Below are 22954 nucleotides of genomic sequence, written 5' to 3' on the forward strand. Positions count from 1 at the left end.
CACAAACCGGCTAGACAAGCCGACGCCGAACCGGCCAACTACGTTCAAATTGCAACAGCCCGTTATGCCCTCGGCGGTACCGCGACGGGACGAAAGTGGTGAGAAATCGGTCTAGCCGAGTGAACCCAGGGTCCGGACGAGCTGGTCGACCTCATACGGCGTCGTGTACGGACCGAGGCCGATCGTGACGGCACCACCGACGTCGCCGACCCCGATGCCGGTGAGGACCCGGCTGTTGACGTCGGCGAGAGCACAGATCCCGTTGTCGGCCAGCCGTCGCACCACCTTGTCCGCTGTCACACCCGAAACCGTGAAGCTGACCGCCGGGATCCGGGCCTCGGCTTCACCGACGACGGATACCAGGTTCAGCTGACGAAGCGAGTGCAGCAGGTACTGGAGCAAGCGCTGCGAATAGTCGGCCAGACCCGTCATCGACTGGACCAGGCGCTCACGCCGGGTGCCGGTGGCGGATTCGTCCAGACCTGCCAGATGCTCGATCGAGGCCACCAACCCGGCCAGCAATGCGTGCTGATGTCCGTCGACCTCGAGCTTTTCCGGTCCTTCGGCGTCCGGTTTGAGTGACATCGATCTCACCCGCGTCAGCAGTTCGGGGTTCCGGAACACCAATGCCGCGGTCGACGGGCCGCCCCACCGAGACGCGCTCACCACCAGCACATCGGCGCCGAGTTCCTCGATGTCCAGCGACAGGTAGGCGGCTGCGCTCGTCGCGTCCACCACCAAGAGGCCGTCGACGGCGTGGACCGTCGCTGCCGCGGTCGCGACGTCGACGACGGTGCCGATGGTCGACGACGCCAGCGGCATCGCCACGACGCTGGTCGAGCGGCTCACCAACCCCTCGTACTGCCAGACCGGGAGTTCCCCGTTCTCGATGTCGACCTCGGCCCAGCGAACCTTCGCCCCGAACCGATCGGCGGCACGCAGCCACGGCAGCACGTTCGCCTCGTCGTCGAGTCGACTGACCACCACCTCGGACCCCAGCCACACGCGGGTGTTCAAACACTCCGCGAGCACGTTGAGCAGGTGTCCACGCGATGGTCCGAGCACTACGCCGCGGGGGTCCGCGTTCACCAGGTCCGCGACTGCCTGCCGGGCCGCATCGATGATTCCCGCCGACTGCTTCGCCGCCGGGTAGATGCCGCCGGGCTCGGAGACCAGCCCACGAAAGGCCTTGGACACGGTGGTGGCCACCGAATCCGGGATCTGCATGCCCGCCTGCGGATCGAGGTGGATCCAACCATCGCCGAGGGACGGGAACAGACCCCGAACCCGTGCGACGTCATAAGCCATGGCAGCCACCTTAGACCGTCACTCCGACCTCGCACCCAGGTTGTGGGGCTGCCGCAGATCGGAAACCGCCGCATCTGGACAATGGAGGCATGGTCGACGATATTTTCAGCCAAGGTTCCCTCTCCGCCGGCGACGAGGGCATCGTTGTCGTCCCGTCCGCGGAGGCCGAACAGGCCCGCAGCGACGAACAGCAGGGCGTCGCCGACATGGTCGAGCAGCCCGCGAAGGTCATGCGGATCGGGACCATGATCAAGCAGCTGCTGGAAGAAGTGCGGGCAGCTCCGCTCGACGAGGCGAGCCGCGTCCGACTCAAGGAGATCCACCGCTCCTCGATCCGCGAGCTCGAGGACGGCCTCGCCCCCGAGCTGCGCGAGGAACTCGAACGGCTCGCGCTGCCGTTCACCGACGACGTCACGCCCACCGACGCCGAACTCCGGATCGCCCAGGCCCAGCTCGTCGGCTGGCTCGAAGGCTTGTTCCACGGCATCCAGACCGCACTGTTCGCCCAGCAGATGGCGGCCCGCGCGCAGCTCGAGCAGATGCGTCAGGGACAGCTCCCGACGGGTCAACTCGGCGGTGGTCAGCCCGGGCAGCACGGGGTCCCCGGCACCGGGCAGTATCTCTGACACCTCGGTCGTCGCGGTAGGGTCGTCTCTCGTGTCAACAGCTGTCGATCCCGAGCCGGTGCGTCCGCCACCGGCCGAGTCCGATTCACGGACTTTTCGCAGGGCCTTCGGCGATCTGTCGTCGGGTTTCCGACAGTCGGAACTCTGGCTGCTCCTCGGCTGGCAGGACATCAAGCAGCGCTACCGCCGGTCGCTGCTCGGGCCCCTGTGGATCACCATCGCCACTGCGGTCACGGCCGTCGCGATGGGCTTGCTCTACTCCCAGCTGTTCGGCAACGAGATCAGCAGCTTCCTGCCGTACGTCATGCTCGGCTTCATCTTCTGGGGTTTCATCTCCGGGTCGATCCTCGAAGGTGCCGAGCTGTTCACCACCAACGAGGGTCTGATCAAGCAGATCCCCGCCCCGCTGAGCGTGCATGTGTACCGCCTCACCTGGCGGCAGTTGATCATCTTCGCCCACAACATCCCGCTGTACGCGGTACTGCTGATCATCTTCCCGCAGCCGGTGACCTGGACCGTTGTGCTGGTGCTACCCGGCATCGCGCTTCTGGTCCTGAACGCGGTATGGGTCTCGATCGTGTTCGGCATCCTGTCCACCAGATTCCGCGACATCGGTCAATTGCTGGCCACTGCAGTGCAACTCGTCTTCTTCATGACGCCGATCATCTGGAGTGCCACCGATCTCGAGAAGAACGTCGGGGCCGACTCCAGCCGCGTCAAGTTGGTCCAGATCAACCCGATGTACCACTACCTCGAGATCACCCGTGGTCCGTTGCTCGGCGAATCGGTGGCGCTCTATCACTGGTTGATCGTCATCGCGTGCACCATCGCCGGCTGGGTCCTGGCGTTGATGATTCTGCGTAATTACCGTGCTCGCGTTGCGTATTGGGTGTGAGGTCATGAGTTCAGTTCGAGTCGATACCTGGGATGCCTGCGTCGATTTCCCCATCTTCGACGCCAAAACCCGGTCCATCAAGAAGTCGGTGCTCGGCCGCGCCGGGGGTGTGATCGGCGCCAACGAGTCCAATGTCGTGGTGGTCGAGGCGCTCAAACAGGTCAACCTGCATCTCGAACACGGCGACCGGATCGGCCTGGTGGGCCACAACGGGGCCGGCAAGTCGACGCTGCTGCGCCTGCTCTCGGGCATCTACGAACCGACCCGGGGTTCGTGCTCCATCCGCGGTCGCGTGGCACCCGTGTTCGACCTCGGGGTCGGCATGGACCCGGAGATCTCCGGCTACGAGAACATCGTCATCCGCGGCATGTTCCTCGGTATGAGCCGGCGCGAGATGCTCAAGAAGATGGACGACATCGCCGAGTTCACCGAACTCGGTGACTACCTGGCGATGCCGCTGCGCACCTACTCGACCGGTATGCGGGTCCGTGTGGCACTCGGTGTGGTGACCTCGATCGATCCCGAGATCCTGATTCTCGATGAGGGGATCGGTGCCGTCGACGCCGAGTTCATGAAGAAGGCCCGGGTCCGGCTGGAGGAGCTGGTGAAGCGGTCGGGCATCCTGGTGTTCGCCAGCCACTCGAACGAGTTCCTGGCACAGCTGTGCGACCGGGCCCTGTGGATCGATCACGGCACCATTCGCATGGACGGCGGTATCGAGGAAGTCGTGAACGCGTACGAGGGACCCGACGCCGCACGCCACGTGCGCGAGGTCATGGCCGAGGTCAAACGGGATGGCTGACGCCGGGTCGAAAGGGATGGCTGACGGTCACGTCGTCGCCGTGGTCGTGACCCACAAACGACTCGAACTCCTTCGCCAATCCCTGGCCATCCTCACCTCACAGGGGCGGCCGGTCGATCATCTGGTGGTGGTCGACAACGACAACGACCCTGCGGTTGCCACATTGGTTGCGGAGCAGTCGGTTCCCGTCACGTACATCGGTTCGAAGCACAACCTCGGCGGCGCGGGAGGTTTTGCGCTCGGCATGCTGCACGCGCTCGCGCTGGGCGCGGACTGGGTGTGGTGCGCCGACGACGACGGCAGGCCCGAGGGACCAGAGGTTCTCGGGATCTTGCTCGAATGCGCCGTCTCGCACGGCCTTTCCGAGGTCTCCCCCGTCGTCTGCAACATCAACGATCCCAACACCCTCGCCTTCCCGTTGCGGCGAGGCCTGGTCTGGCGCCGTAAGCGTTCGGAACTCTTCGAAGATGGCGAGGCCTCCGAGCTGCTGCCCGGAATCGCTTCGTTGATGAACGGTGCGCTGTTCTCCGCGGCCGCCATCGATGCGGTCGGCGTCCCGGACCTGCGTCTGTTCGTCCGTGGCGACGAGGTCGAGATGCACCGACGACTGGTCCGTTCCGGGCTGGATTTCGGCACCTGCCTGACGACGGCATACCTGCACCCTGACGGCGCGGACGAATTCCGGCCCATCCTGGGCGGCCGGATGCACACCCAGTACCCGGACAACGAGACCAAACGGTTCTTCACCTACCGCAATCGCGGGTACCTGATGAGTCGTCCCGGCATGCGAAAGTTGCTGCCCCAGGAATACGCCCGGTTCGGCTGGTATTTCCTTGTCCAGCAACGCGATGTGGCCGGATTCCGTGACTGGCTCAGACTGCAATCGCTCGGCAGACGCGAGCGATTCGGAAGACCTTGATCAAAACAGGTCCATGACCTGCAGCGACGCGTTAGATTCGGTCGATGAGACCGACCGTCAAACTCTTGGGTATCGCGTGTGTGGCCACTCTGGCGCTTGCTTCTTGCTCTGATTCCGAGTCCGACAGCACTTCCGCGTCCTCGTCCACCGGCTCCCCGCCGATGACCGAGACGACACCCGCGAAGATCACAGCGGTGGTCGTGTCGACCCTCGCGGACCCGATCCCGGTACTCGGTACCGATAACCGGGTCCATATGGCGTACGAGCTCACGGTGACCAACACCCTGTCCCAACCGACGACGATCACCGGAGTGACCGCGTCGGCCGGGGACGAGGTGCTCGTCGAGCTCCAGGGCGATGAGGTCGGGCAATGGATGCGCCCGTTCGGCGCGACCGAGCTGAGCACCACACTCACGCCGGGCCAGGGCTCTCGCATCTGGATCGACGCCTCCGTCCCCGCGGAGGCGGAAACCCCGACCCAGATCGAGAATGAGATCAGTGTCGAGGTCGCTCAGGAAGATCTGCCGCTGGTGACCAAGACGATGACCGTGTCCTCGCTCACCCCGGTCCAGGACAAGACGCCGGTGACGATCGCCCCACCACTGGACGGAGCGGGCTGGCTGGACGGCAACGGATGCTGCGGTATGACCGCCCACCGGACGGCCGTCAGCCCCCTGAACGGGGAATATCATGCGCCAGAACGCTTTGCGATCGACTTCGTGAAGCTCGATGCCGAGGGTCGGCTCTTCACCGGCGACGTCACCCAGACCTCGAGCTACGCCTATTTCGGAACCGACATCTACGCCGTCGCCGACGGCAAGGTCGTTGCGGTCGTAGACGGTCTGAATGAGCAGGTCCCGAGTGTCACGCCCACTGGATTGTCCGTAGACCAATACGCCGGGAATCACATCGTCCAAGACATCGGCAATGGTCACTATGTCTTGTACGCCCATATGCAACCGGGCAGTATGTCGGCGATCAAGGTGGGTCAGGACCTCAAGACGGGAGACAAGATCGGCCTGCTCGGTAATACCGGCAACACCGACGCGCCTCATCTCCACCTCCACGTCATGGACGGCCCGGACCCGCTGGCGTCCAACGGTTTGCCGTTTCTCATCGACTCCTTCACCCTCGACAACGTGGTCGCGGGCGATGACGCGATCGCGGCGCTGATCACGACCGGCAACCCGCCCGCCTACGGACCACCGGTGTCCGATCCGGAGCGTAAAGACGAGATGCCGATGACCTACGACGTGATGACCTTCTCCGCGGGCAAGTGAACGATATGCTCCCCTCCCGAAACTAGAACGTGTTCTACTGGGTGGAGACGAAGCGCAGCGGAGCTCGACCATGGACGCGCGCGGGACGAATCTAGGAGGATCTGCATGCGGTTCACCTTCGCCGAGGCGATGACCGATCCGAGTTACTACCTGCCGCTGGCCAAGGCGGCAGAAGCGGCCGGGTACGAGGGATTCACGATCCCCGACTCCATCGCGTACCCCGAGGAATCCGACTCGACGTATCCGTACACCGAGGACGGCAACCGAGAGTTCCTCGAGGACAAGGCGTTCATCGAGACGTTCGTGATGGCGGCCGCCATGGGTGCGGTCACCGAGAAGATCCGGTTCAACCCGTTCGTCCTCAAGCTGCCGATCCGCCCGCCGGCCCTCGTCGCCAAACAGGCGATGTCCGTGGCCACGCTGACGAACAACCGTTTCGCCCTCGGGGTCGGCACCAGCCCGTGGGCCGAGGACTACGACATCATGGGCGTCGACTACAAACGGCGCGGCAAGCGGATGAACGAGTGCATGGACATCATCCGTGGATTGAGCACCGGCGAGTATTTCGAGTTCCACGGCGAGTTCTACGACATCCCGAAGATCAAGATGACACCTGCACCGACCAAGCCGATCCCCCTGCTCGTCGGCGGGCACGCCGACCTCGCATTGAAGCGAGCCGTGATCCGCGGCGACGGCTGGATGCACGGCGGTGGGCAGCCCGAAGAGCTCGACGCCCTGCTCGACAAGATCCAGGACATCCGTAAGGGCGAGGGAAAGCTCAACGACCCCTTCGAGATCCACGTCATCTCCTATGACGCTTACACACCCGACGGTTGTAAGCGACTGGAAGACAAAGGGATCACCGATGTCATCGTCGGTTTTCGGATCCCCTACATCATCGGCAACGACACCGAGCCGTTGCAGAAGAAGATCGACAACCTCAACATGTTCGCCGACTCGGTGATCAGCAAGGTCAACGGCTGACACCCGATCTTGGTGGATTCTGGTGAGCATTTCCCCAGGTGGGCCTCGCCAGAACCCACCAAAATCGGGCTAGCTGACCAGGCCTGCGCGGAACGCGATGAGCGCCGCCTGCACGCGATTCTGGGTACCGAGTTTGGTGAAGACCGCAGAGATGTGGGTCTTGACGGTGGTCTCGCTGAGAAAAAGTTCGGCGGCGATGTTCGCGTTGGACATCCCACAGGCCACGGCCCGTAGGACGTCGAGTTCGCGCGGACTGAGCATGGACAGATCTGCCCGCGGGGCAGGCATGTGCGGCGACCCGGTCGCGACGATCCGGCGCAGCGATTCCTGACTGAACAGTGTGTTGCCGGCGGCCACGGCCCGCACCGACTGCTGAAAGGTCTCCGGCGGCTCGTCCTTGCTGAGGAAACTGTACGCGCCGGCCGAGACTGCTTGCACCACAAGATCGTCGACATCCATCGCGGTCATCGCGATCACCCTGGGCGGCGCCGGGAAGGTCATCAGCTGGCGGGTCGCCTCGAGGCCGCCGGTTCGTTTCATCTTCAGATCCATCAGCACCACGTGCGGCCGATGGACGTGGACGGCGCCGACGACTTGATCACCGTCGTCGACGTCAGCGACGACGGTGATGTCATCGGTCGCGGCGAAGATGTCCGAGACCCCGCGCCGGACAAAAGGATCGTCGTCGGCGATCAGCACGGTGATCACGCTGGCTCCGGTCATGGTGGGAACAGACTAGTCCGCCCCTCCGACACCGACTGCGCGGTTTCAGGCGTACCAGGGCAGCCAGCAATCCAGGACGAACTCGTTGCCCAGAACGCCACCCTGGAACGTGCCACCGATGTTGTGGGCCTGCTCCGCGAGGCCGGGCAGGCCGGCGCGCGACCCGCCGGGAACCGAGGGCGGCCGGGAGCTCAGTGTGTTGCGGACGTTGATCCGGATGCCGTGGACGTCGGCGCCGGTGATCGCGATCCGGACGGTCTGATCATTCGCGTATTTCTGTGCGTTGGTGAGCGATTCCTGCACCACCCGATAGGTCACGTGGCCTGCCACGGTGCCCACCGATCCGGGTGCCAGATCGGTGAACAGGGTGGCGTGCAGTCCGGCGGCGCGGGCTGATTGCACCAGCTCCGCGACACCGTCGATCCCCTGGTGTCCACTGCGCCCGGCCGACGACGAACCGCGCAGCACTCCGACGATGTTCTTGAGTTCGTCGAGCGCATCGTGGGCGGTCGATCGGATCATCGACGCGTTGGTGACGATCTTTTCCGGATTGTCCGTACCACCCACCTGAACCGCGCCCGCCAGCAACGAGATACGGCTCAGGCTCGCCGCCAGCGTGTCGTGCATGTCCCGGGCGATGCGGGTCCGCTCTTCGGTCCTGATCATCTCGTCGCGCATCACGTCGGTCTGCTTGGTCGCCCGATCGCGGCTCAATTCGGCGCGGGCGAGCTGTATCTGGGTGTGTCGCAGGAGCGCAACCGTGACGACGATCCCGACCACCACGGCCGCGACGATCCACGGTATCCACAACGGGATGTCCCAACTCGGCTTGGGCATCCCGTCTTCGGCCCGGGGTGATCCGATCGTGAGCAGCGAGTTGTCCCGGGTGCGGTGGGCGTCGTACGTCAGCGAGACCGCCGAGGCGAGGTAGACCGCGATCGTGCCGGCCACCAGGCGCACACCGCGTTCTGACTGGGCAAGTGCGTAGAGCGCGATCAGCGCGGCAGTCGCGTCGGTCGCGAAGAACAACGGCGCACACACGCAGGCCGCCACGACCACCGCCGGCGCGCGGTGCCGCCAGACGAGCGTCGCCGCGGCCCCGAGGTTGAGCAGGAAACCGACCCACGAGTTCCAGTCCGGGATCGTCTCCGACGCCTGGGTCAACGACACCGCCAGGAGCGAGCCGAACACGCTCAAGCTCACCGCTCCGGTGGTCCAGAGGCGGCGGCGGACGATCTCCCCGGAAGTTGCGGTCACGGTTGGAGGCTACGGGGTGACTCCGACGGTCCGTGATCGGTCGAAAGGTCCGACTCGCTGCAACTTCCGGCCCAAAGGATGACCCGGCCCGACCGTTCGGCCGAGGCGCCCGGGTATCGGTCTGCGATGTGCTGTTTCTCGACCCCGAACACCTCGCAAACAGGAGGATCCGCCATGACAAACCCAGGACAGCCCGGAGACCATCAGCCCTACAACCAGCCGTATGGCGCCGGACCCTACCCGCCGCCGCCGAAGAAGAAGCGCAAGGTCTGGCCGTGGATCGTCATCGGAGTCCCGGTACTTCTCATCGGAGCCTGCACCGCGATCGTCGCCCCCAGCGTGGGCGGGGACAGCGACACCAACGTCACCAAGGCATCGCAGACATCGCAGGCCGGAAGCGCTGCCCCCGAGGCCACCGGACCCGAGTTCCCCGGCAAACTCGACGACGACACCGTGGCACTCGGCGGCGACACCATCACCCGCGACGACCTCGAATACACCGTCGCGCCACTGACTCCCGTCAACACCACGTTCGGCAATTACCTCTGCAGCACGGTCACCATCAAGAACGTCGGCGACAAGCAGAACGACTTCAACAGCTACATCGACTGGAGCCTGCAGGACGCGACGGGGACCATCCGCGATGCGACCTTCGCCCCGGAACGGGAGCCGCTGAACTCCGGCGAGATCGCCCCCGGCGGGCAGACCGCAGGCGATGTCTGCTTCGACTCGCGGCAAGGCTCACCGGCGGGGACCTACGTCGTCCTGTTCGAGGACACGTTCTCCCTTTCATCCGACCGACTCGCGTGGGTCAACACCCTCTGACAGCCCAAAAGTGGTGGGTTCTGGCGACCCGACACACTGGTCGAGCTTCGCCTCCGGCTTCGTCTCCGCCAGGTCGCCCTCGCCAGAACCCACCAAAATCGGACTACCGGATCTTGAAGATGACCGCCCGCTGGACCACGAAGTTGATGACCGTCGCGGTTCCCTGGGCGATCACAAAGGCGAGCAGGCTCCAGTGGATCTGCTCGTCCCAGAGCCGAGACAGGCCCGTGTAGATGCCGACCTGCACCGCAAACGTCACCAGGTAGAGCAATGCGACAGCGAAGAAGCGGGCAGCGCTCGGCTCCGCACGGAACGTCCAGCGCCGGTTGATGAGGTAGGCCATCGTGGTTCCGCAGACGAAACCGACCGCCTTGGCGGCCCACTCGGGGGCGCCGAAGACGTACTGCAGCAGCAGCGTGAGACCGAAGTCGAGAATGCCTGAACCGGCGCCGGTGATGACGAACCGGATGAGCTGGGTCTTCAGGTCGACGTCGGTGGAGGCCTCTTGATCGTCGAGCGGCAATTCGATCGGCATCGGCGCATGGGCCGATCCGAACTGCTCATGCGTTCGGCGTTGCTCCACCGGCTCATCTGACACCCCGACACCCTAGCTTCTACACTCGGATGCCTCACGTACGGTGCTTCGATCGCCTACCGTCGAGATGTGGGTGCCCGGCTTCTCGTTCTCGCACTGGCGATGTTGCTGCTGACGGTGCCTGTCACAGCCCTGGCCGCGCCCGCACCCAACGTCGACGATCAGCCGCGGTGGTCCGGGCTCGATGCCCGGCAGTACAACGGACCGATCCCCGATGTGCCCGGCACCTTGATCCGATCGGTGCCACTGGATCCCGAGTTGGTGCAGGCCCCGGTCGGGGACGCTTTCCGGATCCTGTATTCGACGCCGAATCAACACTCCGATCGCGCGACCAGTACCGCTTTCGTCTACGTCCCCCTGGGTCAGGCTCCGCCAGGGGGCTGGCCGGTCATCGCGTGGGCCCACGGCACCGTCGGACTCGGCGACGACTGCACACCATCGGCGAACCGACTCGGATCGCGCGTGTTGACGCTGATCGAGCACTGGCTGACCCAGGGCTATGCGATCGTGGGCACCGACTACTCGGGCCAGGGAACACCCGGGTTGATGAGCTACCTGAACTCACAGGTGCAGGCGAGTTCGGTCATCGACTCGGTCAAGGCCGTCCATCAGATGGGGCTGCCGCTGTCGCCGAAGTACGCGATCACCGGTCAGTCCCAGGGTGCCGGAGCGGCGCTGAACGCGGGCAGGCGTGCCACCGAACTCGATGCCGGATCTGGCCTCGACTACCGCGGCGTCATAGGAACGGGGACCCCCGCGAACATCGAATGGCTCGTGCAGTTCGGCGGACCCGGGTTTCCGCCGGTGATACTCCCCGCCGGTCTGACCACCTACGCGATGTACATCGTGGCCGGCCTGCGGGACGCACGGAGAGATCTCGACGTCGACGGGCTGCTCACCCCGCTCGGCCGCCAACTCGTCGACACCGCAGAGACGATGTGCATGACCCCGTTCAAGAACCTCATGGCCGGCCGCGACCTGCGGGAGGCGTTCGTGAAGCCGGTGTCATCGCTGCCCGATGCCTACGGCGTCCTCCGCCGGCACATGGAGACGCCCGCGACCGGTTACGACCGGCCGGTCTTCCTGGGTCACGGGCTGCTCGACATCGATGTGCCCATCCCGTTCCCCGCATCTTTGATCGCCGAGATGACGGTCAACCGCGAACCGGTGGAAGTCCACGTCTACCCGGAAGACGACCACTTCACGACGATGGCGAGGTCTGTCGTCGACGCCACCCGTTTCATGAACACGATCATGCGTTGAATTCCTGGGAAATACCGAAAGAATCAACTTTTATTGTGTGGGTTTCGATCCTTCCGTATCGGAAGTCGTTTGTCATCGTCCCAGTTCACACGGGTGGGCAGTGAAGTCGTACAAATGACCGGTAAGTAATTAACGCCGACTTCTGCCGGCGACCCATCTGAAATCTCGAGGGTTTCGAATGCCTCGGGACCGGATATTTCTAGCACCACAAAGCACGCACCGTGCGAGAAGATGCCAAATCAAGTGGGGGGTGGCCGAATTGACCGATTTCATCGAGATCTGCGACCGTACGCTTGATGACCGAGCGGCTAATCCCGCGGGAACGAGCGGCCGGTGAGTCACCGCGCCGCAGAACACACCACACCCGTCACCGCGCTGGGCGCCCGAGCTCCACACGCCCGCACCACCTTGATCGTGGTGTGCCTCGGCGTTTTCATGTTGCTCCTCGACATGACGATCGTCTCGGCGGCGCTCGCCGACATCCAGTCCGACTTGTCGGCAGACCTCAGTGGTCTGCAATGGGTGGTGGACGGTTACGCCCTACCCATGGCGGCGTTCCTGCTCACCGCAGCGACTCTCGGAGATCGCCTGGGCCGCAAGCGAATGTACGTCAGTGGTCTGACGCTCTTCGTGGCCGCCTCCATCGGTTGCGCGCTGGCCGGCAACATCACCACCCTGGACGCGGTTCGCGTGGTGCAGGGCCTCGGCGGTGCGATCATGCTGGGTGTCTCGCTGCCGATGATCGCGGCCGTCTACCCCGCAGGAAAGAGACGCTCCACCGCGATCGCCATCTACGGGGCGGTGATGGGCGCGGGCAGCGCCGCCGGACCTCTGCTCGGCGGCGCACTCGTGGACGCGTTCGGCTGGCCGTCGATCTTCTTCGTGAACATCCCGATCGGCGCGATTGCGCTGGTGGTCGCGCTCCTGCGGGTCGAGGAATCACTCGGCGACACGACCCGCCGGGTGGACATCCTGGGCACCGTCACCCTGAGCATCACCTTGGTGACCGCCGTGTACGCAATCATCGAAGGGAACGCCAAAGGCTGGACCTCGCCGCTGATCCTCGGACTGTTTGCCCTCGCCGCGCTCTTCGCCATCGCGTTCGTGCTGTGGGAACTGCGGGTGAGTGATCCGCTGATGGACCTGTCAGTGGTGCGCAGGCCGGGATTCGCGGGGGTCTCACTCGCGGCGTTCATCACGTCCGGCACCCTGATCGCCGCAACCAATTACCTGGCCCTGTATTTCATGAACACGTTGGAGTTCACCCCGTTCGAGGCCGGGGTCCGGGCACTGCCGCTGACGATCGCGTGTGTGGTCGGGGCGCCGGTGGGGATGATCATCACGCGCAAGCTGCCGATGCACCAGGTGGTGCCGCTCTCGACCGCGCTCATCGCGGCGGGACTATGGGCCATGACGGGCATCTCCGCCGAGACCGGGTGGACGCACTTCATCACGGGGATGGTCGTCGCCGGCCTGGGTGTCGGGATGATGAGCGCCATCGCTTCGGACGCAGCCCTGACGTTCGTCCGCGAAGCCGATGCCGGGATGGCGACCGGTGTCGTCAGCACGGCGAGGCAGATCGGCACCGTCATCGGGATCGCGGGGATGGGAGCCTTGTTCACCCACTTCGCAACCGCAAGTGCGCGGGACGATCTGGGGTCACTGACGGTCGGGGGCGTCCCGGTCGACGTCCCGCCCGCAGAGTCGGCCGCCATCACCGACGGTCTGGGTTCCGGCGCCGGCCTACAGATCCTCTCGTTCATCCCGGACCAGTACACCGCCGCACTGCCCGAGATCACCCGACTGGTCCGCGACTCATCCGCGGCAGGACTACAGGCGGCAGTGCTCGCGGCAGCGACCGCCGCGACGGTGTTCACCTTCATCGTCTACGGCCTCATCCGTGCCGATCGCCACCGATCCACAACCGCAGCAGTCCCAGAAGGAGAGGAACTCCATGACGATCACCCCGCTCATTCCCGCAGCCACTGAGAACGGGTACTCCATCAGTCTGACCACCGACCCCTTCGACATCGAACAGGCGGAACGGTTGCGCTACAAGCTGTTCGCCGACGAGATGGGTGCCACCCTGCCCAACGCGGTGCGCGGTGAACACACCGGCGAGATGATCGACATCGATCATCTCGACGTTCACTGCGATCACATGGTGGCCCGCGCGGAGTCCACGGGCGAGGTGGTCGGCACCTTCCGCCTGCTACCCCCGCAGGGCGCCAAGGCAGCAGGCGGCTACTTCACCGACACGATCTTCGAGTTCGGCGAAGGCCTTGATGCGGCGCGTCCGACGCTGTTCGAATTGGGACGCGCTGCAGTGCATTCCGAGCACCGCAGCGGCGCCGTGATGGGCCTGCTCTGGGCCGGCGTCCTCAAATACCAGGAAATCAACGGCTACGAGTACGCCATCGGCTGCGCGTCGGTCCGGATGGAAGACGGCGGTCCCCGCGGATCACTGGTCCGCAGGGTCCGGGACTTCGCGTTCGACCTCAACATGGCCGATCCCGAGCTGCGTGTGATACCGAAAAATCCCGTCGACGTCGACGGTCGGGGCCTCGACGACATCGCCAATCCGGGACGTGGCGTCAAGATCCCGCCGATGGTGCAGGGGTGCATGCGAATCGGCGGCGCCGTGTGTGGTCCGCCCTCCTACGATTCGGACTTCGACATGGCCGACTTCGTCATCCTGATGACCCGGTCGAGACTCAATCACCGCTATCTGCAACGAATGACCGAGGCAGCACTGGCCCGCTGACCGACAGGTATCGCACACCCACCCGCGTTCCTCTCCGAAGGGCTGAACAGCATGTCGCTTGACACTTCACCCGTAGACCTCGTCGGGATCGGTTTCGGCCCCAGCAATCTTGCCCTGGCCATCACCGTCGCCGAGCACAACGAGACCCACCCCGCGGAACCCCTTCGCGCGCACTTCTACGACAACAAGGACTCATTCGCGTGGCATCCTGACATGCTGCTCCCGGGCGCGCAGATGCAGGTCTCTTTCCTCAAAGACCTTGTCACCCTACGAAACCCACAAAGCCGCTTCACCTTCATCAACTACCTGTGCACGCGGGGCCGGCTGGTCGACTTCATCAACCACCAGACGTTCTTCCCATCGCGCGCAGAGTTCTCCGACTACCTGGGCTGGGCGGCCGGGCAGGTCGAGGACAAGGTCACCTACAAAACCTCGGTGACCCGGGTCGAAGCCGTCGGCGACGAGTTCCTCGTGCACACCAGAGACGAGTCAGGATCCGAGCGCACCGTCCGCGCGCGCAACGTGGTGGTGGGTGGCGGGATCAGTGCTGTTCTGCCCGAACAGGTCTCACCGTCGGTTCGGCAGTGGCACAGCCATGGTCTGCTGGGGAAGCTCAAAGAGCTCCCCGAACTGACCCATCAACGATTCGTGGTCGTCGGCGCGGGGCAGAGCGCCGCAGAGATCACCTCGTACCTGCACGACGCCTACCCCGAGGCCGAGGTGCATGCGGTCTTCGGCAAGTACGGGTACACACCCGCTGACGACAGCCCCTACGCGAACCGGGTATTCGACCCCGAGGCGGTCGACGACTTCCACGAGGCCTCCATCGAGGTCCGTGAGCGGTTGCTGGACTATCACCGGAGCACCAATTACTCCGCCGTCGACTCCGAGGTCATCGCCGAGTTGTATGCCCGCGAATACCAGGAGAAGGTGCAGGGTGACCGCCGGTTGTTCATCCACGGTGCCTCGCGGCTGGATTCGGAGAAGACCGAAGAGACCAGCGACGGCGTCCGGGTCACGATCAACCATCTCCCGACCACCACCACCCAGACCATCACTGCGGATGCGGTGGTGTACGCCACGGGATTTCGTTCGATCGACCTGCGTGAGCTGCTGGCCGAACCCGAGCAGGAATACTGCTTCGACGACTCTGGACTACCCCAGGTCGCGCGGGACTATCGCATCCGGCGGCCCACTGACCACGAGGGCAACGTCTATTTGAACGGCGGTGTGGAGCACTCGCACGGACTCACCGCGACGCTGCTGTCGAACCTGGCGATCCGATCTGCCGACATCGTCGAATCGATCGTCGGCGATCTCAGGGTGTGAGCGACAGCAACATCCCGAGGACCAGTCCGTCGCCGATCAGGTGACCCATCGTCGATTGCTGGGTGTCGGCGACCTGCCACCTCCGGTCGTCGCGGTGCTCCCGGGCAACCAGGTCGTCGACCGCCTGTGCCTGCTGCTGCCAGACCTGCGGCGGCCCGTCGAAGTCGGGTAGATCGGCGATCTCGCCGACATGCAGGCCCGCGCGGCGTACCAGGTCGATGAGTTCACCCCGCGTAGGAAACTCGTTGCCATCGGGCTGTTCCGGTAGATCGGCCACCGTCTTGATGTAGACCAACAGACCGACCGCTCCACCGGGCCGGGTCACCCGCCGCATCTCCTCGAGCATCCGGAGTTGATCTGCACTCGAACACAGCACTCCCAGCGACCACACCGCGTCGACCCCGCCGTCGGCCAACGGCAGATCGGTTCCCGAGGCCGCAACCGTCGCCCGACCGAACAACTGCGTCGCCGCGCGGCAGGCGCCGAGCATCGGTTCGACGAGCAGCACACTCGTTCCGCGGGTGAGCGCGGCGTACTCGGCGGCGCCACCCATTCCCGCACCCACGTCGACCAGTTCTGTCGTCTCGCCGAGGTTCATCATGTCGGCCAGCCAGGTCAGCGCCGCCGGATTGCCACTGCCCCGGCAGGCCGCCGGAATGGCGTGTGAGGCACCGAGCGACTCGATGGCCTCCACCGTCCATCGCGGCATGGTGTCGAACTCGTCGTCCATCGCGTCAGGACCCTCGATACCCGAATCGCTCATCGCGCGCTCATCCTCTCTCGAATCCGCTCCGCGACTTCTGCTTTGACGTGCGCCGCCGGTATCTCCCCGCTGCCCGAGGCGAGTCCGGAGAGGTTGACCCCGGCGACGCCCGGAACCGAGAGCAGGTCGGCCGCCTCCTGTACCGCGGTCTCGATACCCATGGAGCGTGGATCGTCGGAAGTGACCACGCGCGCGATTTCCGTGGGGTCCAGATGCAGACCCGGAAACGCTGCCAGCACCCGGGCAGACCGTTCGTCCGTGTACACCGCAACGCCCGCGATGATGGGTATCGTGACGCCCGCCGCCCGCGCAGTCGACACGAACTCCCTCAGTGCGGCAACTGTTCCCACATGATTGAGCACCGCGAGACCGGCCCCGGCGCGCTGCTTCTGCAGCAGTCGTCCCGGCCGGATCGCGGTCGGTTCCGCCTGGGGGGCCTCCGGCACCCCGACGGACAATCCCGCTTGCGCGGCAAGGGCCGTCAGCCTGGTCCCGTCCAAATCGAACACCTGCGTGACATCGGGTCGCACACCCTGGGCGCGTCCGTCGCCTGTCACGCAGAAGACACCATCGGCACCGGCCTGTCGCAGACCCATCAGCTCCTGCTCGAGGACCACCCTGTTGCGGTCTCGGCAGGTCAGGGTGATCCACGGGCGGCCCCCGACGCCTGCGATCATCTGGGCCATGACCGTCGGCGGGAAGTCAGGTCGATTCTGATGCTCACCGACCAGCACGGAATCGCTCGATGCGCCGACGATCTTCGCGACCTCCTCGAGGTTGCCGCGGTCGAACGCGGCCACCGACAGATCGGTGAGGATCACCGGACCGGCCTCGGCGGCCCGCAGCAATTCACCGGCTGAATTCCTGCCGGGTTGCCCGCCTTGCCATTGCACCGGTTGCGTGTTGTGCCCGAATGGACACGGCCGCGCATCGATCTCGCAGGAGCGATCATCGCGGATCCCACCGCACGGCCCGAACACCATCCGTTTCGGACAATCCGGATCGGGTCGAGCTGGATACTCGACGAACAGCCGGGGGCCGGTCATCTACTAAGCGCCGGTGTCGCAGAGCTTCTCGAGCTCCTCCAGAGCCGTGTCGAGGTGGGTCAGCAGTCGCTGCAGGCTCGGTACCTCGGCACGAGCACCGGTGAGCCCGAAGTTCACCTTGTCGCCGTTCGTGGCCACTGTGATGTTCAGCGCCTGACCGTCCAGCGCGATCGACGCGGGGTACACGCCGTCGAGTTTGGCGCCGTTCCAGTACATGTCCTTCTGCGGACCAGGAACATTCGAGATGATGACGTTGAACGGTGGTGGGGTGTAGCGGACAAAACCGGGGACTGTCGACAGTGCCAGCGGTGCTGCGACCATGGCGCCGAAGCCTAGCGCCTGCAACGGGCTGAGTTCACGGATGACCTGTTTGCTCGATCGCGTCGAATCGACGAGAGTTGCGAGTCTGCGTTCGGGGTCGGGCTGATCTGTGGCCAGATTCGCCAGGATCGCGGTCACGGCGTTGCCCTCTGACGAATCGCTGTCCTTGGCGTGCATCGACACCGGCATCATCGCGATCAACGGCTGCTCCGGCAGCGCGTTCTGATCGATGAGGTAAGAGCGCAGCGCACCTGCGCACATCGCCATCACCACGTCGTTCATCGTGATGTCGAGTCCCGCGGCGACCGCCTTCAATCGCGTCGCCGACCACTGCTCGGCAGCAAACCGACGGGCCCCGCCGATCGGCACGTTGAACATGGTGCGCGGCGCCTGCAGCGGCAATTTCAGATTGTGATCACGCACGGCCCGGATCCCGACCCGGGCGGTGGCGGGCGCGAAACCGGCAAGCTCGCCGGCGATCTTCCAGCCCTCCGAGAGGATGCTCCGCGACGCCTCGTCGGTTGCGGACTCCAGCCTGGGTCGCCTGAGGAACAGCTCCGGATCCCAAGGGGCGCGGCCGGATCGAGCCGCAGCGTCCGGAGACAGGGTCTTCTCGAGCAGCTTCAGCGCGGACACCCCGTCGACCAGCGAGTGGTGGATCTTGGTGTACAGCGCGATGCGCCCGTCGGCCAGACCCTCGATCAGATGGAGCTCCCACATCGGCCGATGCCGATCCAGCATCGCGCCGTGGTTCGCGGAGACATAGCGGAGGAGTTCCCTGACCCTGCCGGGACGCGGAAGCACCGTGCGTCGCACGTGATACTCGAAGTCGACGTCGGAGTCGTAGCTCCACCGCACGGTGCCCATCAACCCCACGGGCGAGGCGGGGCGTTTACGGAAGAGCTTGTGCACCTCGGTCTGAGCCTGGAATGCCTCGAACATCTGCTCACCGAGATCATCCGAACCCTCCGCCGGTTCGAACAGCTGTAAACCCCCGACGTGCATCGGATGCTCTCGCGATTCGGCCAGCAAGAACATCGATTCGGTGATCGGCATATACGGCATGCGCACTCCTGTGGGGTTCTCGTCGGTGCAGGGATGCCCGTGTCTCGAAGCAATGTGACACACGTTACAAGCTTTGCCTCGCGGTGGCCGGGTGGCATCGGATTCACATGGTTTGGGTGGGCACCGACGGGGAACTCCTCTCGACATGCGCTTCGGATACACATTGATGACGGAACAGAGCGGACCCAAGGATCTCGTCCGGTATGCCACGGCTGCCGAGAAGTCCGGCTTCGACTTCGAGGTCATGAGTGATCACTACTCGCCGTGGCTGGTCTCCCAGGGTCATGCCCCGTACGCCTGGAGCGTGTTGGGCGCAGTTGCCCACGCCACCGAGCGCGTCGAACTCGCCACATACGTGACCGCGCCGACCATCCGGTATCACCCCGCAGTGGTCGCCCAGAAGGCCGCGACGATACAACTCCTCGCGGACGGTCGCTTCATTCTCGGTCTCGGGTCGGGAGAGAACCTGAACGAGCACACCGTGGGCCAGGGGTGGCCGTCGGTCGATGAACGTCACGACATGTTCGTCGAGGCTGTCGAGGTCATCCGGGCTCTGCATTCCGGGGACCTGGTCACCTACAGCGGCAACCACTTTCGCGTCGACTCATCACGCATCTGGGATCTACCAGACGGAGGGATCCCCATCGGCATCGCGGTGTCGGGCGAAAAGTCCGTCAAGCAACTCGCACCGTTGGGCGATCATCTGATCGCCACCGATCCGAAGGGTTCACTGGTCTCGCAGTGGGATGACCATCACGAGGGTCCCTCGCGCAAGATCGGCCAGATCCCCATCTGCTGGGGCACCGACAAGAAGACGGCGGTCGCCCGCGCGCACGATCAGTTCCGCTGGTTCGCCGGAGGCTGGTCGGTCAACGCCGACCTGCCGACGACCGCGTCATTCGCCGGGGCAACGCAGTTCGTCCGCCCTGAGGACGTGGAGTCTTCGATCGCCTGCGGGCCGGATCTCGACGAACTGGCCGAGAGCGTCAGACCTTTTCTCGATGCGGGCTTCACCGACGTCGCGCTGGTTCAAATCGGCGGCGACAGTCAGGACGAATTCCTGGCCAAAGCCGCCGAACCGCTACTCGAAAAATTGCGCGGTCTGTGATCCGAGATACGCCTTCCGCACTACGAAGGCGTATATCACGAAACTATCTCAGGCTCCGACGTCAGATACCCGGCAGGTCAAACTTTCGAGCTGGCGGGATCAAGCACTGAGCGCGACGTACTCCGGCAGTACCGTCCGCAGCTCGAGTTCGTCGATGATGGCATCGATCACCGCTACCGCGTCGTCGAGTGAACCTGCTCGGTTCCACAGACCCGACCACTCCGACTTCGCACCCTTGATTCGGTTCAATGCGCGAACTGCGAGGTCAGGCAGGTCATCGGACGCCCGGAACTGCTCGATCAGGTGACGGTCCGGACCGTAGTCGGGGGCCAGCAGAGGCCCACCCGGCAGACTCGACGCGACCGTTGTCGCAGCAGCGACAGCCGCGAATTCCTCGGCGGTGTGATCACGGTCCAAAACGACTCGCAGTGCGTTCCGCACCACGTTCACGCGCTCGACAGATGAGGATGCGTCGAACTTCGCCGCCCACTGGGCAGCGTCATCGTTGTCGAAAGCCCCGATTCCCCAGGTACTCATTCGGCAATCCTCCAAATCGGCACAATGCATTCCACAAATACGATACGCCACCGCAATCAATGAACGTGACGTTCGTAAATAAACGCGAATAGAACAAGAATGAACATCGCGGCATTGGTAGCCCAACATTGCCGCAGCGATGACGGCATCATGATCACCATGCAGTCCTATGACGACATCGTGATCGGCGCGGGCCACAACGGGCTCACCGCCGCGGCCTATCTGGCGCGGGCGGGACGCAGGGTGCTGGTGCTGGAGCGGTCCGATCACCTCGGGGGTGCGACGGTGTCGGCGAGGCCGTTCCCCGGTATGGACGCCCGGCTGTCGCGGTACTCGTACCTGGTGTCCCTGATGCCACGGCAGATCATCACCGATCTCGGCCTCGACATCACGCTGATCCGGCGACGGTATTCGTCGTACACCCCACTCCCGGGAGATCCCACCCGCGGTTTGCTCGTCGACACCGCCGATGACTCCGTGACCGCAGCATCCTTTCGCGCCGCGACCGGGTCTGATGCGGACTTCACTGCTTGGCAGAGGTTTTACGGTTCGATGACGACGATCGCCGAAGGCGTCTTCCCGACCATGCTGAGGCCGCTTGTCGGTGCCGACGAGATGGCGTCCATCGCCGGAGGTGATCGCGGCGCCAGGGATCTGTGGAGGCGGCTGACGTCGCAGCCGGCAGGAGAGATCCTCGCCGACACCTTCTCCGACGACATCGTGCGCGGAATCGTGGCCACCGACGGCCTGATCGGAACGTTCGCGGACATGCACGAGACGTCGCTGCGTCAGAATATCTGCCTGCTCTACCACCTGATCGGCGGAGGCACCGGAGACTGGGACGTGCCGGTCGGCGGGATGGGCGCGGTGTCCGAGGCGCTCGCCGCCGCGGCAGTGGCAGCAGGCGCCGAGATCCGCACCGGGGTCGAGGTCACGGACATCGACCCGGACTCCGGCCGCGTCGGGTGGCGGGACGGGTTCGCAGCCGCCGAATACATTCTGGGTGCTTGCGCCCCAGCCGTTCTCGATGGACTACTCGACGAGCCGCTGGGCACGAGCGCCGCGCCGGAAGGGGCCCAGCTCAAGATCAATGTGCTGCTGCGCAGGCTCCCCCGACTACGCGACACCGCGACGCCACCGGATGTCGCCTTCTCGGGCACGTTCCACATCCACGAAGGCTTCGCCGCACTCGCGCAGGCGTATCAGGAAGCCGCACGCGGGCAGATCCCGTCGCTGCCACCCAGCGAGATCTACTGCCACACCCTCTCCGACCCCAGCATTCTCGGCCCAGAACTCACCGGTATGCACACGCTCACCCTTTTCGGCCTGCACATGCCGCCCGGCGTCTTCAGCCGACAGGGCGCCAAGGACGAAGCAGTCGCGGCGACCCTCGCGGCACTCGATTCCGTGCTCGCCGAACCCATCGCGGATGTCATCGCGACCGATTCGACGGGCGCCCCCTGCATCGAGGCGAAATCACCGCTCGAACTCCAGGACGCCGTGGGACTGCCCGGTGGAAACATCTTCCATCGGCCACTGCAGTGGCCTTGGGCCGAGACCGCAGCCGAGGTCGGCACCTGGGGTGTCGAGACCCGGCATCGGAGGCTGCTGATCGCAGGCGCCGGAGCACGGCGAGGCGGCGGGGTCAGCGGCATTCCCGGCCACAACGCCGCATCGGCCGTGCTCGCGGTCTGATCGCCTGTAAGTGCGGCTGTGCGAGCTTCTTGTTGACCACCCGGGTCAGCCAGGCAGGCGAGAACCGCGCGCCCAGCGACATCGCCCGCGTCTGATTGCCGACGGCGTAGTGGACCCGGTGGATGAGCTTGTCGACCCTGTTCTCCTCGACCGCGGCCACGATCGCGTCGGCCACATCCTGCGGCCCGAGCTTGATGCCGAGTGAGTTTGTGGTGCCGGTGGAGACGTTCGCCGTCATCGCGGTCTGGACGAACAGCGGCCACATCGCCACGACCCGGATGCCCTGCGGGCCCCACTCGATGTCGAGGGCCTCGGTCAGCCCGCGCACGTAGAACTTGGTGGCGCTGTAACTGGCCAGCTCGGCCTGGCCGTAGATCGCCGAGGCGGATGCGATGTTGACGACCACCGAGCCCGGCGTGGCCTTGAGGTGGCGATACGCGCTATGGCAACCGTTTGTGACGCCCTTGATGTTGATGTCGATCTGTTTGTGCTGGGCCGCCAGCGGGATCTCTTCGAAGGCGCCGGCCAGCAGGATGCCCGCGTTGTTGATCAACACATCGAGCCGACCGCCGTTGGCCGCGGCGAACTCGTCCAGACGGGCGGTGAACTCTTCGGCATCGGTGACGTCGAGATGGCCGGTGACGATCTGGGTACCCAGACCCTTCACCTCGTCGGCCAGGGTCGCCAGTCCCGCCTCGTCGATGTCGTAGGCGCCGATGGAGTAGCCCCTGCGCGCGAAGGTCAGGTCGGTGTGGCGGCCGCTCCGGTGATGAACACAGATCGTGAGGTCATAAGGGGATTCTTACACCGCTCGTTGTCATATCGCGAGCAGCCAGGTCCAGCTCCGCT

Annotated in this window: 21 protein-coding genes and 1 pseudogene; 13 read left to right on the plus strand and 9 right to left on the minus strand. The window is 64.9% G+C overall.

The genetic code is table 11. The features are described from left to right. Window positions 1-111 precede the first annotated feature (111 nt). Window positions 112-1308 carry a cysteine desulfurase-like protein gene (locus tag BFL43_RS10745; protein WP_084892547.1) on the minus strand — a complete coding sequence of 399 codons (1197 nt, stop codon included), beginning with the start codon at window positions 1306-1308 and terminating at the stop codon, window positions 112-114. Between the two features lie 89 nt (window positions 1309-1397). On the opposite strand from BFL43_RS10745, the gene BFL43_RS10750 reads away from it, so the two are divergent. The 6 genes from BFL43_RS10750 to BFL43_RS10775 all read left to right on the plus strand — a co-directional run bounded on the left by BFL43_RS10750 (window position 1398) and on the right by BFL43_RS10775 (window position 6814). Then, window positions 1398-1934: a bacterial proteasome activator family protein gene (locus tag BFL43_RS10750; protein ID WP_084892548.1), complete on the plus strand. Its 537-nt coding sequence runs from the start codon at window positions 1398-1400 to the stop codon at window positions 1932-1934. A 31-nt stretch (window positions 1935-1965) separates the two neighbouring features. Then, on the plus strand, window positions 1966-2829 hold the full coding sequence (locus BFL43_RS10755; RefSeq protein WP_084892549.1) for an ABC transporter permease: 864 nt from the start codon (window positions 1966-1968) through the stop codon (window positions 2827-2829). 4 nt (window positions 2830-2833) lie between these two features. Then, window positions 2834-3631 carry an ABC transporter ATP-binding protein gene (locus tag BFL43_RS10760; protein ID WP_084836451.1) on the plus strand — a complete coding sequence of 266 codons (798 nt, stop codon included), beginning with the start codon at window positions 2834-2836 and terminating at the stop codon, window positions 3629-3631. A 16-nt stretch (window positions 3632-3647) separates the two neighbouring features. Further along, the gene (locus BFL43_RS10765; protein ID WP_084892595.1) at window positions 3648-4550 is read left to right on the plus strand and encodes a glycosyltransferase family 2 protein; all 903 of its coding nucleotides are present in this window, start codon (window positions 3648-3650) and stop codon (window positions 4548-4550) included. Window positions 4551-4594: 44 nt separating this feature from the next. After that, on the plus strand, window positions 4595-5830 hold the full coding sequence (locus tag BFL43_RS10770; RefSeq protein WP_084892550.1) for a M23 family metallopeptidase: 1236 nt from the start codon (window positions 4595-4597) through the stop codon (window positions 5828-5830). Window positions 5831-5935: 105 nt separating this feature from the next. Next, a complete protein-coding gene (locus BFL43_RS10775) occupies window positions 5936-6814 on the plus strand; it encodes an LLM class flavin-dependent oxidoreductase (protein WP_084892551.1) in 879 nt (292 codons plus the stop codon). A gap of 69 nt (window positions 6815-6883) precedes the next feature. On the opposite strand, the gene BFL43_RS10780 is transcribed toward BFL43_RS10775, so the two are convergent. After that, window positions 6884-7537, minus strand: a complete 654-nt coding sequence (locus BFL43_RS10780) for a response regulator transcription factor (protein WP_084892552.1) — start codon at window positions 7535-7537, stop codon at window positions 6884-6886. Window positions 7538-7582: 45 nt separating this feature from the next. Next, window positions 7583-8794, minus strand: coding sequence for a histidine kinase (locus BFL43_RS10785; protein ID WP_240498193.1), 1212 nt, complete (start codon window positions 8792-8794; stop codon window positions 7583-7585). Window positions 8795-8968: 174 nt separating this feature from the next. Here BFL43_RS10785 and BFL43_RS10790 point away from each other — a divergent pair, with 174 nt between their 5' ends. Then, the gene (locus BFL43_RS10790; RefSeq protein WP_084892597.1) at window positions 8969-9619 is read left to right on the plus strand and encodes a DUF4352 domain-containing protein; all 651 of its coding nucleotides are present in this window, start codon (window positions 8969-8971) and stop codon (window positions 9617-9619) included. A gap of 103 nt (window positions 9620-9722) precedes the next feature. On the opposite strand, the gene BFL43_RS10795 is transcribed toward BFL43_RS10790, so the two are convergent. Continuing rightward, the gene (locus BFL43_RS10795; RefSeq protein WP_084836412.1) at window positions 9723-10154 is read right to left on the minus strand and encodes a GtrA family protein; all 432 of its coding nucleotides are present in this window, start codon (window positions 10152-10154) and stop codon (window positions 9723-9725) included. A gap of 129 nt (window positions 10155-10283) precedes the next feature. On the opposite strand from BFL43_RS10795, the gene BFL43_RS10800 reads away from it, so the two are divergent. The 4 genes from BFL43_RS10800 to BFL43_RS10815 all read left to right on the plus strand — a co-directional run bounded on the left by BFL43_RS10800 (window position 10284) and on the right by BFL43_RS10815 (window position 15570). Beyond that, window positions 10284-11477, plus strand: coding sequence for a lipase family protein (locus BFL43_RS10800; protein WP_240498194.1), 1194 nt, complete (start codon window positions 10284-10286; stop codon window positions 11475-11477). Window positions 11478-11885: 408 nt separating this feature from the next. After that, window positions 11886-13466 carry an MFS transporter gene (locus BFL43_RS10805; RefSeq protein ID WP_346425960.1) on the plus strand — a complete coding sequence of 527 codons (1581 nt, stop codon included), beginning with the start codon at window positions 11886-11888 and terminating at the stop codon, window positions 13464-13466. Next, entirely contained in the window at window positions 13432-14241 is an 810-nt protein-coding gene (locus BFL43_RS10810; RefSeq protein ID WP_084892553.1) for a GNAT family N-acyltransferase, read from the plus strand. The genes BFL43_RS10805 and BFL43_RS10810 overlap by 35 nt, the downstream gene beginning before the upstream one ends. Before the next feature lie 51 nt (window positions 14242-14292). Next, window positions 14293-15570 carry a SidA/IucD/PvdA family monooxygenase gene (locus BFL43_RS10815; RefSeq protein WP_084892554.1) on the plus strand — a complete coding sequence of 426 codons (1278 nt, stop codon included), beginning with the start codon at window positions 14293-14295 and terminating at the stop codon, window positions 15568-15570. Here the strand turns inward: BFL43_RS10815 and BFL43_RS10820 are convergent. Genes BFL43_RS10820 through BFL43_RS10830 form a run of 3 tightly spaced genes read right to left on the minus strand, consistent with a single transcriptional unit; the run spans window position 15560 to window position 18765 of the window. Beyond that, the gene (locus tag BFL43_RS10820) at window positions 15560-16333 is read right to left on the minus strand and encodes a class I SAM-dependent methyltransferase (RefSeq protein ID WP_084892555.1); all 774 of its coding nucleotides are present in this window, start codon (window positions 16331-16333) and stop codon (window positions 15560-15562) included. The two genes, BFL43_RS10815 and BFL43_RS10820, sit on opposite strands and share 11 nt — an antisense overlap. Further along, window positions 16330-17379, minus strand: a complete 1050-nt coding sequence (locus BFL43_RS10825; protein WP_084892556.1) for a methylenetetrahydrofolate reductase — start codon at window positions 17377-17379, stop codon at window positions 16330-16332. The genes BFL43_RS10820 and BFL43_RS10825 overlap by 4 nt, the downstream gene beginning before the upstream one ends. 3 nt (window positions 17380-17382) lie before the next feature. Beyond that, on the minus strand, window positions 17383-18765 hold the full coding sequence (locus BFL43_RS10830; RefSeq protein ID WP_084892557.1) for a wax ester/triacylglycerol synthase family O-acyltransferase: 1383 nt from the start codon (window positions 18763-18765) through the stop codon (window positions 17383-17385). 145 nt (window positions 18766-18910) lie between these two features. Between BFL43_RS10830 and BFL43_RS10835 the strand changes: the two genes are divergently transcribed. Continuing rightward, the gene (locus tag BFL43_RS10835; protein ID WP_084892558.1) at window positions 18911-19873 is read left to right on the plus strand and encodes an LLM class F420-dependent oxidoreductase; all 963 of its coding nucleotides are present in this window, start codon (window positions 18911-18913) and stop codon (window positions 19871-19873) included. Between the two features lie 99 nt (window positions 19874-19972). Here BFL43_RS10835 and BFL43_RS10840 read toward each other — a convergent pair whose 3' ends face one another. Further along, a complete protein-coding gene (locus tag BFL43_RS10840) occupies window positions 19973-20410 on the minus strand; it encodes a DUF4259 domain-containing protein (protein WP_168176603.1) in 438 nt (145 codons plus the stop codon). Between the two features lie 159 nt (window positions 20411-20569). On the opposite strand from BFL43_RS10840, the gene BFL43_RS10845 reads away from it, so the two are divergent. After that, the gene (locus BFL43_RS10845) at window positions 20570-22105 is read left to right on the plus strand and encodes an NAD(P)/FAD-dependent oxidoreductase (protein ID WP_084892600.1); all 1536 of its coding nucleotides are present in this window, start codon (window positions 20570-20572) and stop codon (window positions 22103-22105) included. Here BFL43_RS10845 and BFL43_RS10850 read toward each other — a convergent pair. Further along, window positions 22056-22897 (minus strand): annotated as a pseudogene (locus BFL43_RS10850) (SDR family oxidoreductase). The gene BFL43_RS10845 and the pseudogene BFL43_RS10850 overlap by 50 nt on opposite strands. Window positions 22898-22954: the final 57 nt, after the last annotated feature.

This window comes from Williamsia sp. 1135 (genome assembly GCF_002095395.1).
Classification (GTDB): Bacteria; Actinomycetota; Actinomycetes; order Mycobacteriales; family Mycobacteriaceae; genus Williamsia.

Excerpts from the sequence above, each read along its gene's own strand:
- BFL43_RS10770 (WP_084892550.1), top strand. The coding sequence starts at position 4,595 with ATGAGACCGACCGTCAAACTCTTGGGTATCGCGTGTGTGGCCACTCTG.
- BFL43_RS10810 (WP_084892553.1), top strand. The coding sequence starts at position 13,432 with ATGACGATCACCCCGCTCATTCCCGCAGCCACTGAGAACGGGTACTCC.
- BFL43_RS10750 (WP_084892548.1), top strand. The coding sequence starts at position 1,398 with ATGGTCGACGATATTTTCAGCCAAGGTTCCCTCTCCGCCGGCGACGAG.
- BFL43_RS10825 (WP_084892556.1), bottom strand. The coding sequence starts at position 17,379 with ATGACCGGCCCCCGGCTGTTCGTCGAGTATCCAGCTCGACCCGATCCG.
- BFL43_RS10760 (WP_084836451.1), top strand. The coding sequence starts at position 2,834 with ATGAGTTCAGTTCGAGTCGATACCTGGGATGCCTGCGTCGATTTCCCC.
- BFL43_RS10845 (WP_084892600.1), top strand. The coding sequence starts at position 20,570 with ATGCAGTCCTATGACGACATCGTGATCGGCGCGGGCCACAACGGGCTC.
- BFL43_RS10835 (WP_084892558.1), top strand. The coding sequence starts at position 18,911 with ATGCGCTTCGGATACACATTGATGACGGAACAGAGCGGACCCAAGGAT.
- BFL43_RS10745 (WP_084892547.1), bottom strand. The coding sequence starts at position 1,308 with ATGGCTTATGACGTCGCACGGGTTCGGGGTCTGTTCCCGTCCCTCGGC.
- BFL43_RS10780 (WP_084892552.1), bottom strand. The coding sequence starts at position 7,537 with ATGACCGGAGCCAGCGTGATCACCGTGCTGATCGCCGACGACGATCCT.
- BFL43_RS10790 (WP_084892597.1), top strand. The coding sequence starts at position 8,969 with ATGACAAACCCAGGACAGCCCGGAGACCATCAGCCCTACAACCAGCCG.
- BFL43_RS10830 (WP_084892557.1), bottom strand. The coding sequence starts at position 18,765 with ATGCCGTATATGCCGATCACCGAATCGATGTTCTTGCTGGCCGAATCG.
- BFL43_RS10765 (WP_084892595.1), top strand. The coding sequence starts at position 3,648 with ATGGCTGACGGTCACGTCGTCGCCGTGGTCGTGACCCACAAACGACTC.
- BFL43_RS10820 (WP_084892555.1), bottom strand. The coding sequence starts at position 16,333 with ATGAGCGATTCGGGTATCGAGGGTCCTGACGCGATGGACGACGAGTTC.
- BFL43_RS10795 (WP_084836412.1), bottom strand. The coding sequence starts at position 10,154 with ATGCCGATCGAATTGCCGCTCGACGATCAAGAGGCCTCCACCGACGTC.
- BFL43_RS10775 (WP_084892551.1), top strand. The coding sequence starts at position 5,936 with ATGCGGTTCACCTTCGCCGAGGCGATGACCGATCCGAGTTACTACCTG.
- BFL43_RS10815 (WP_084892554.1), top strand. The coding sequence starts at position 14,293 with ATGTCGCTTGACACTTCACCCGTAGACCTCGTCGGGATCGGTTTCGGC.
- BFL43_RS10840 (WP_168176603.1), bottom strand. The coding sequence starts at position 20,410 with ATGAGTACCTGGGGAATCGGGGCTTTCGACAACGATGACGCTGCCCAG.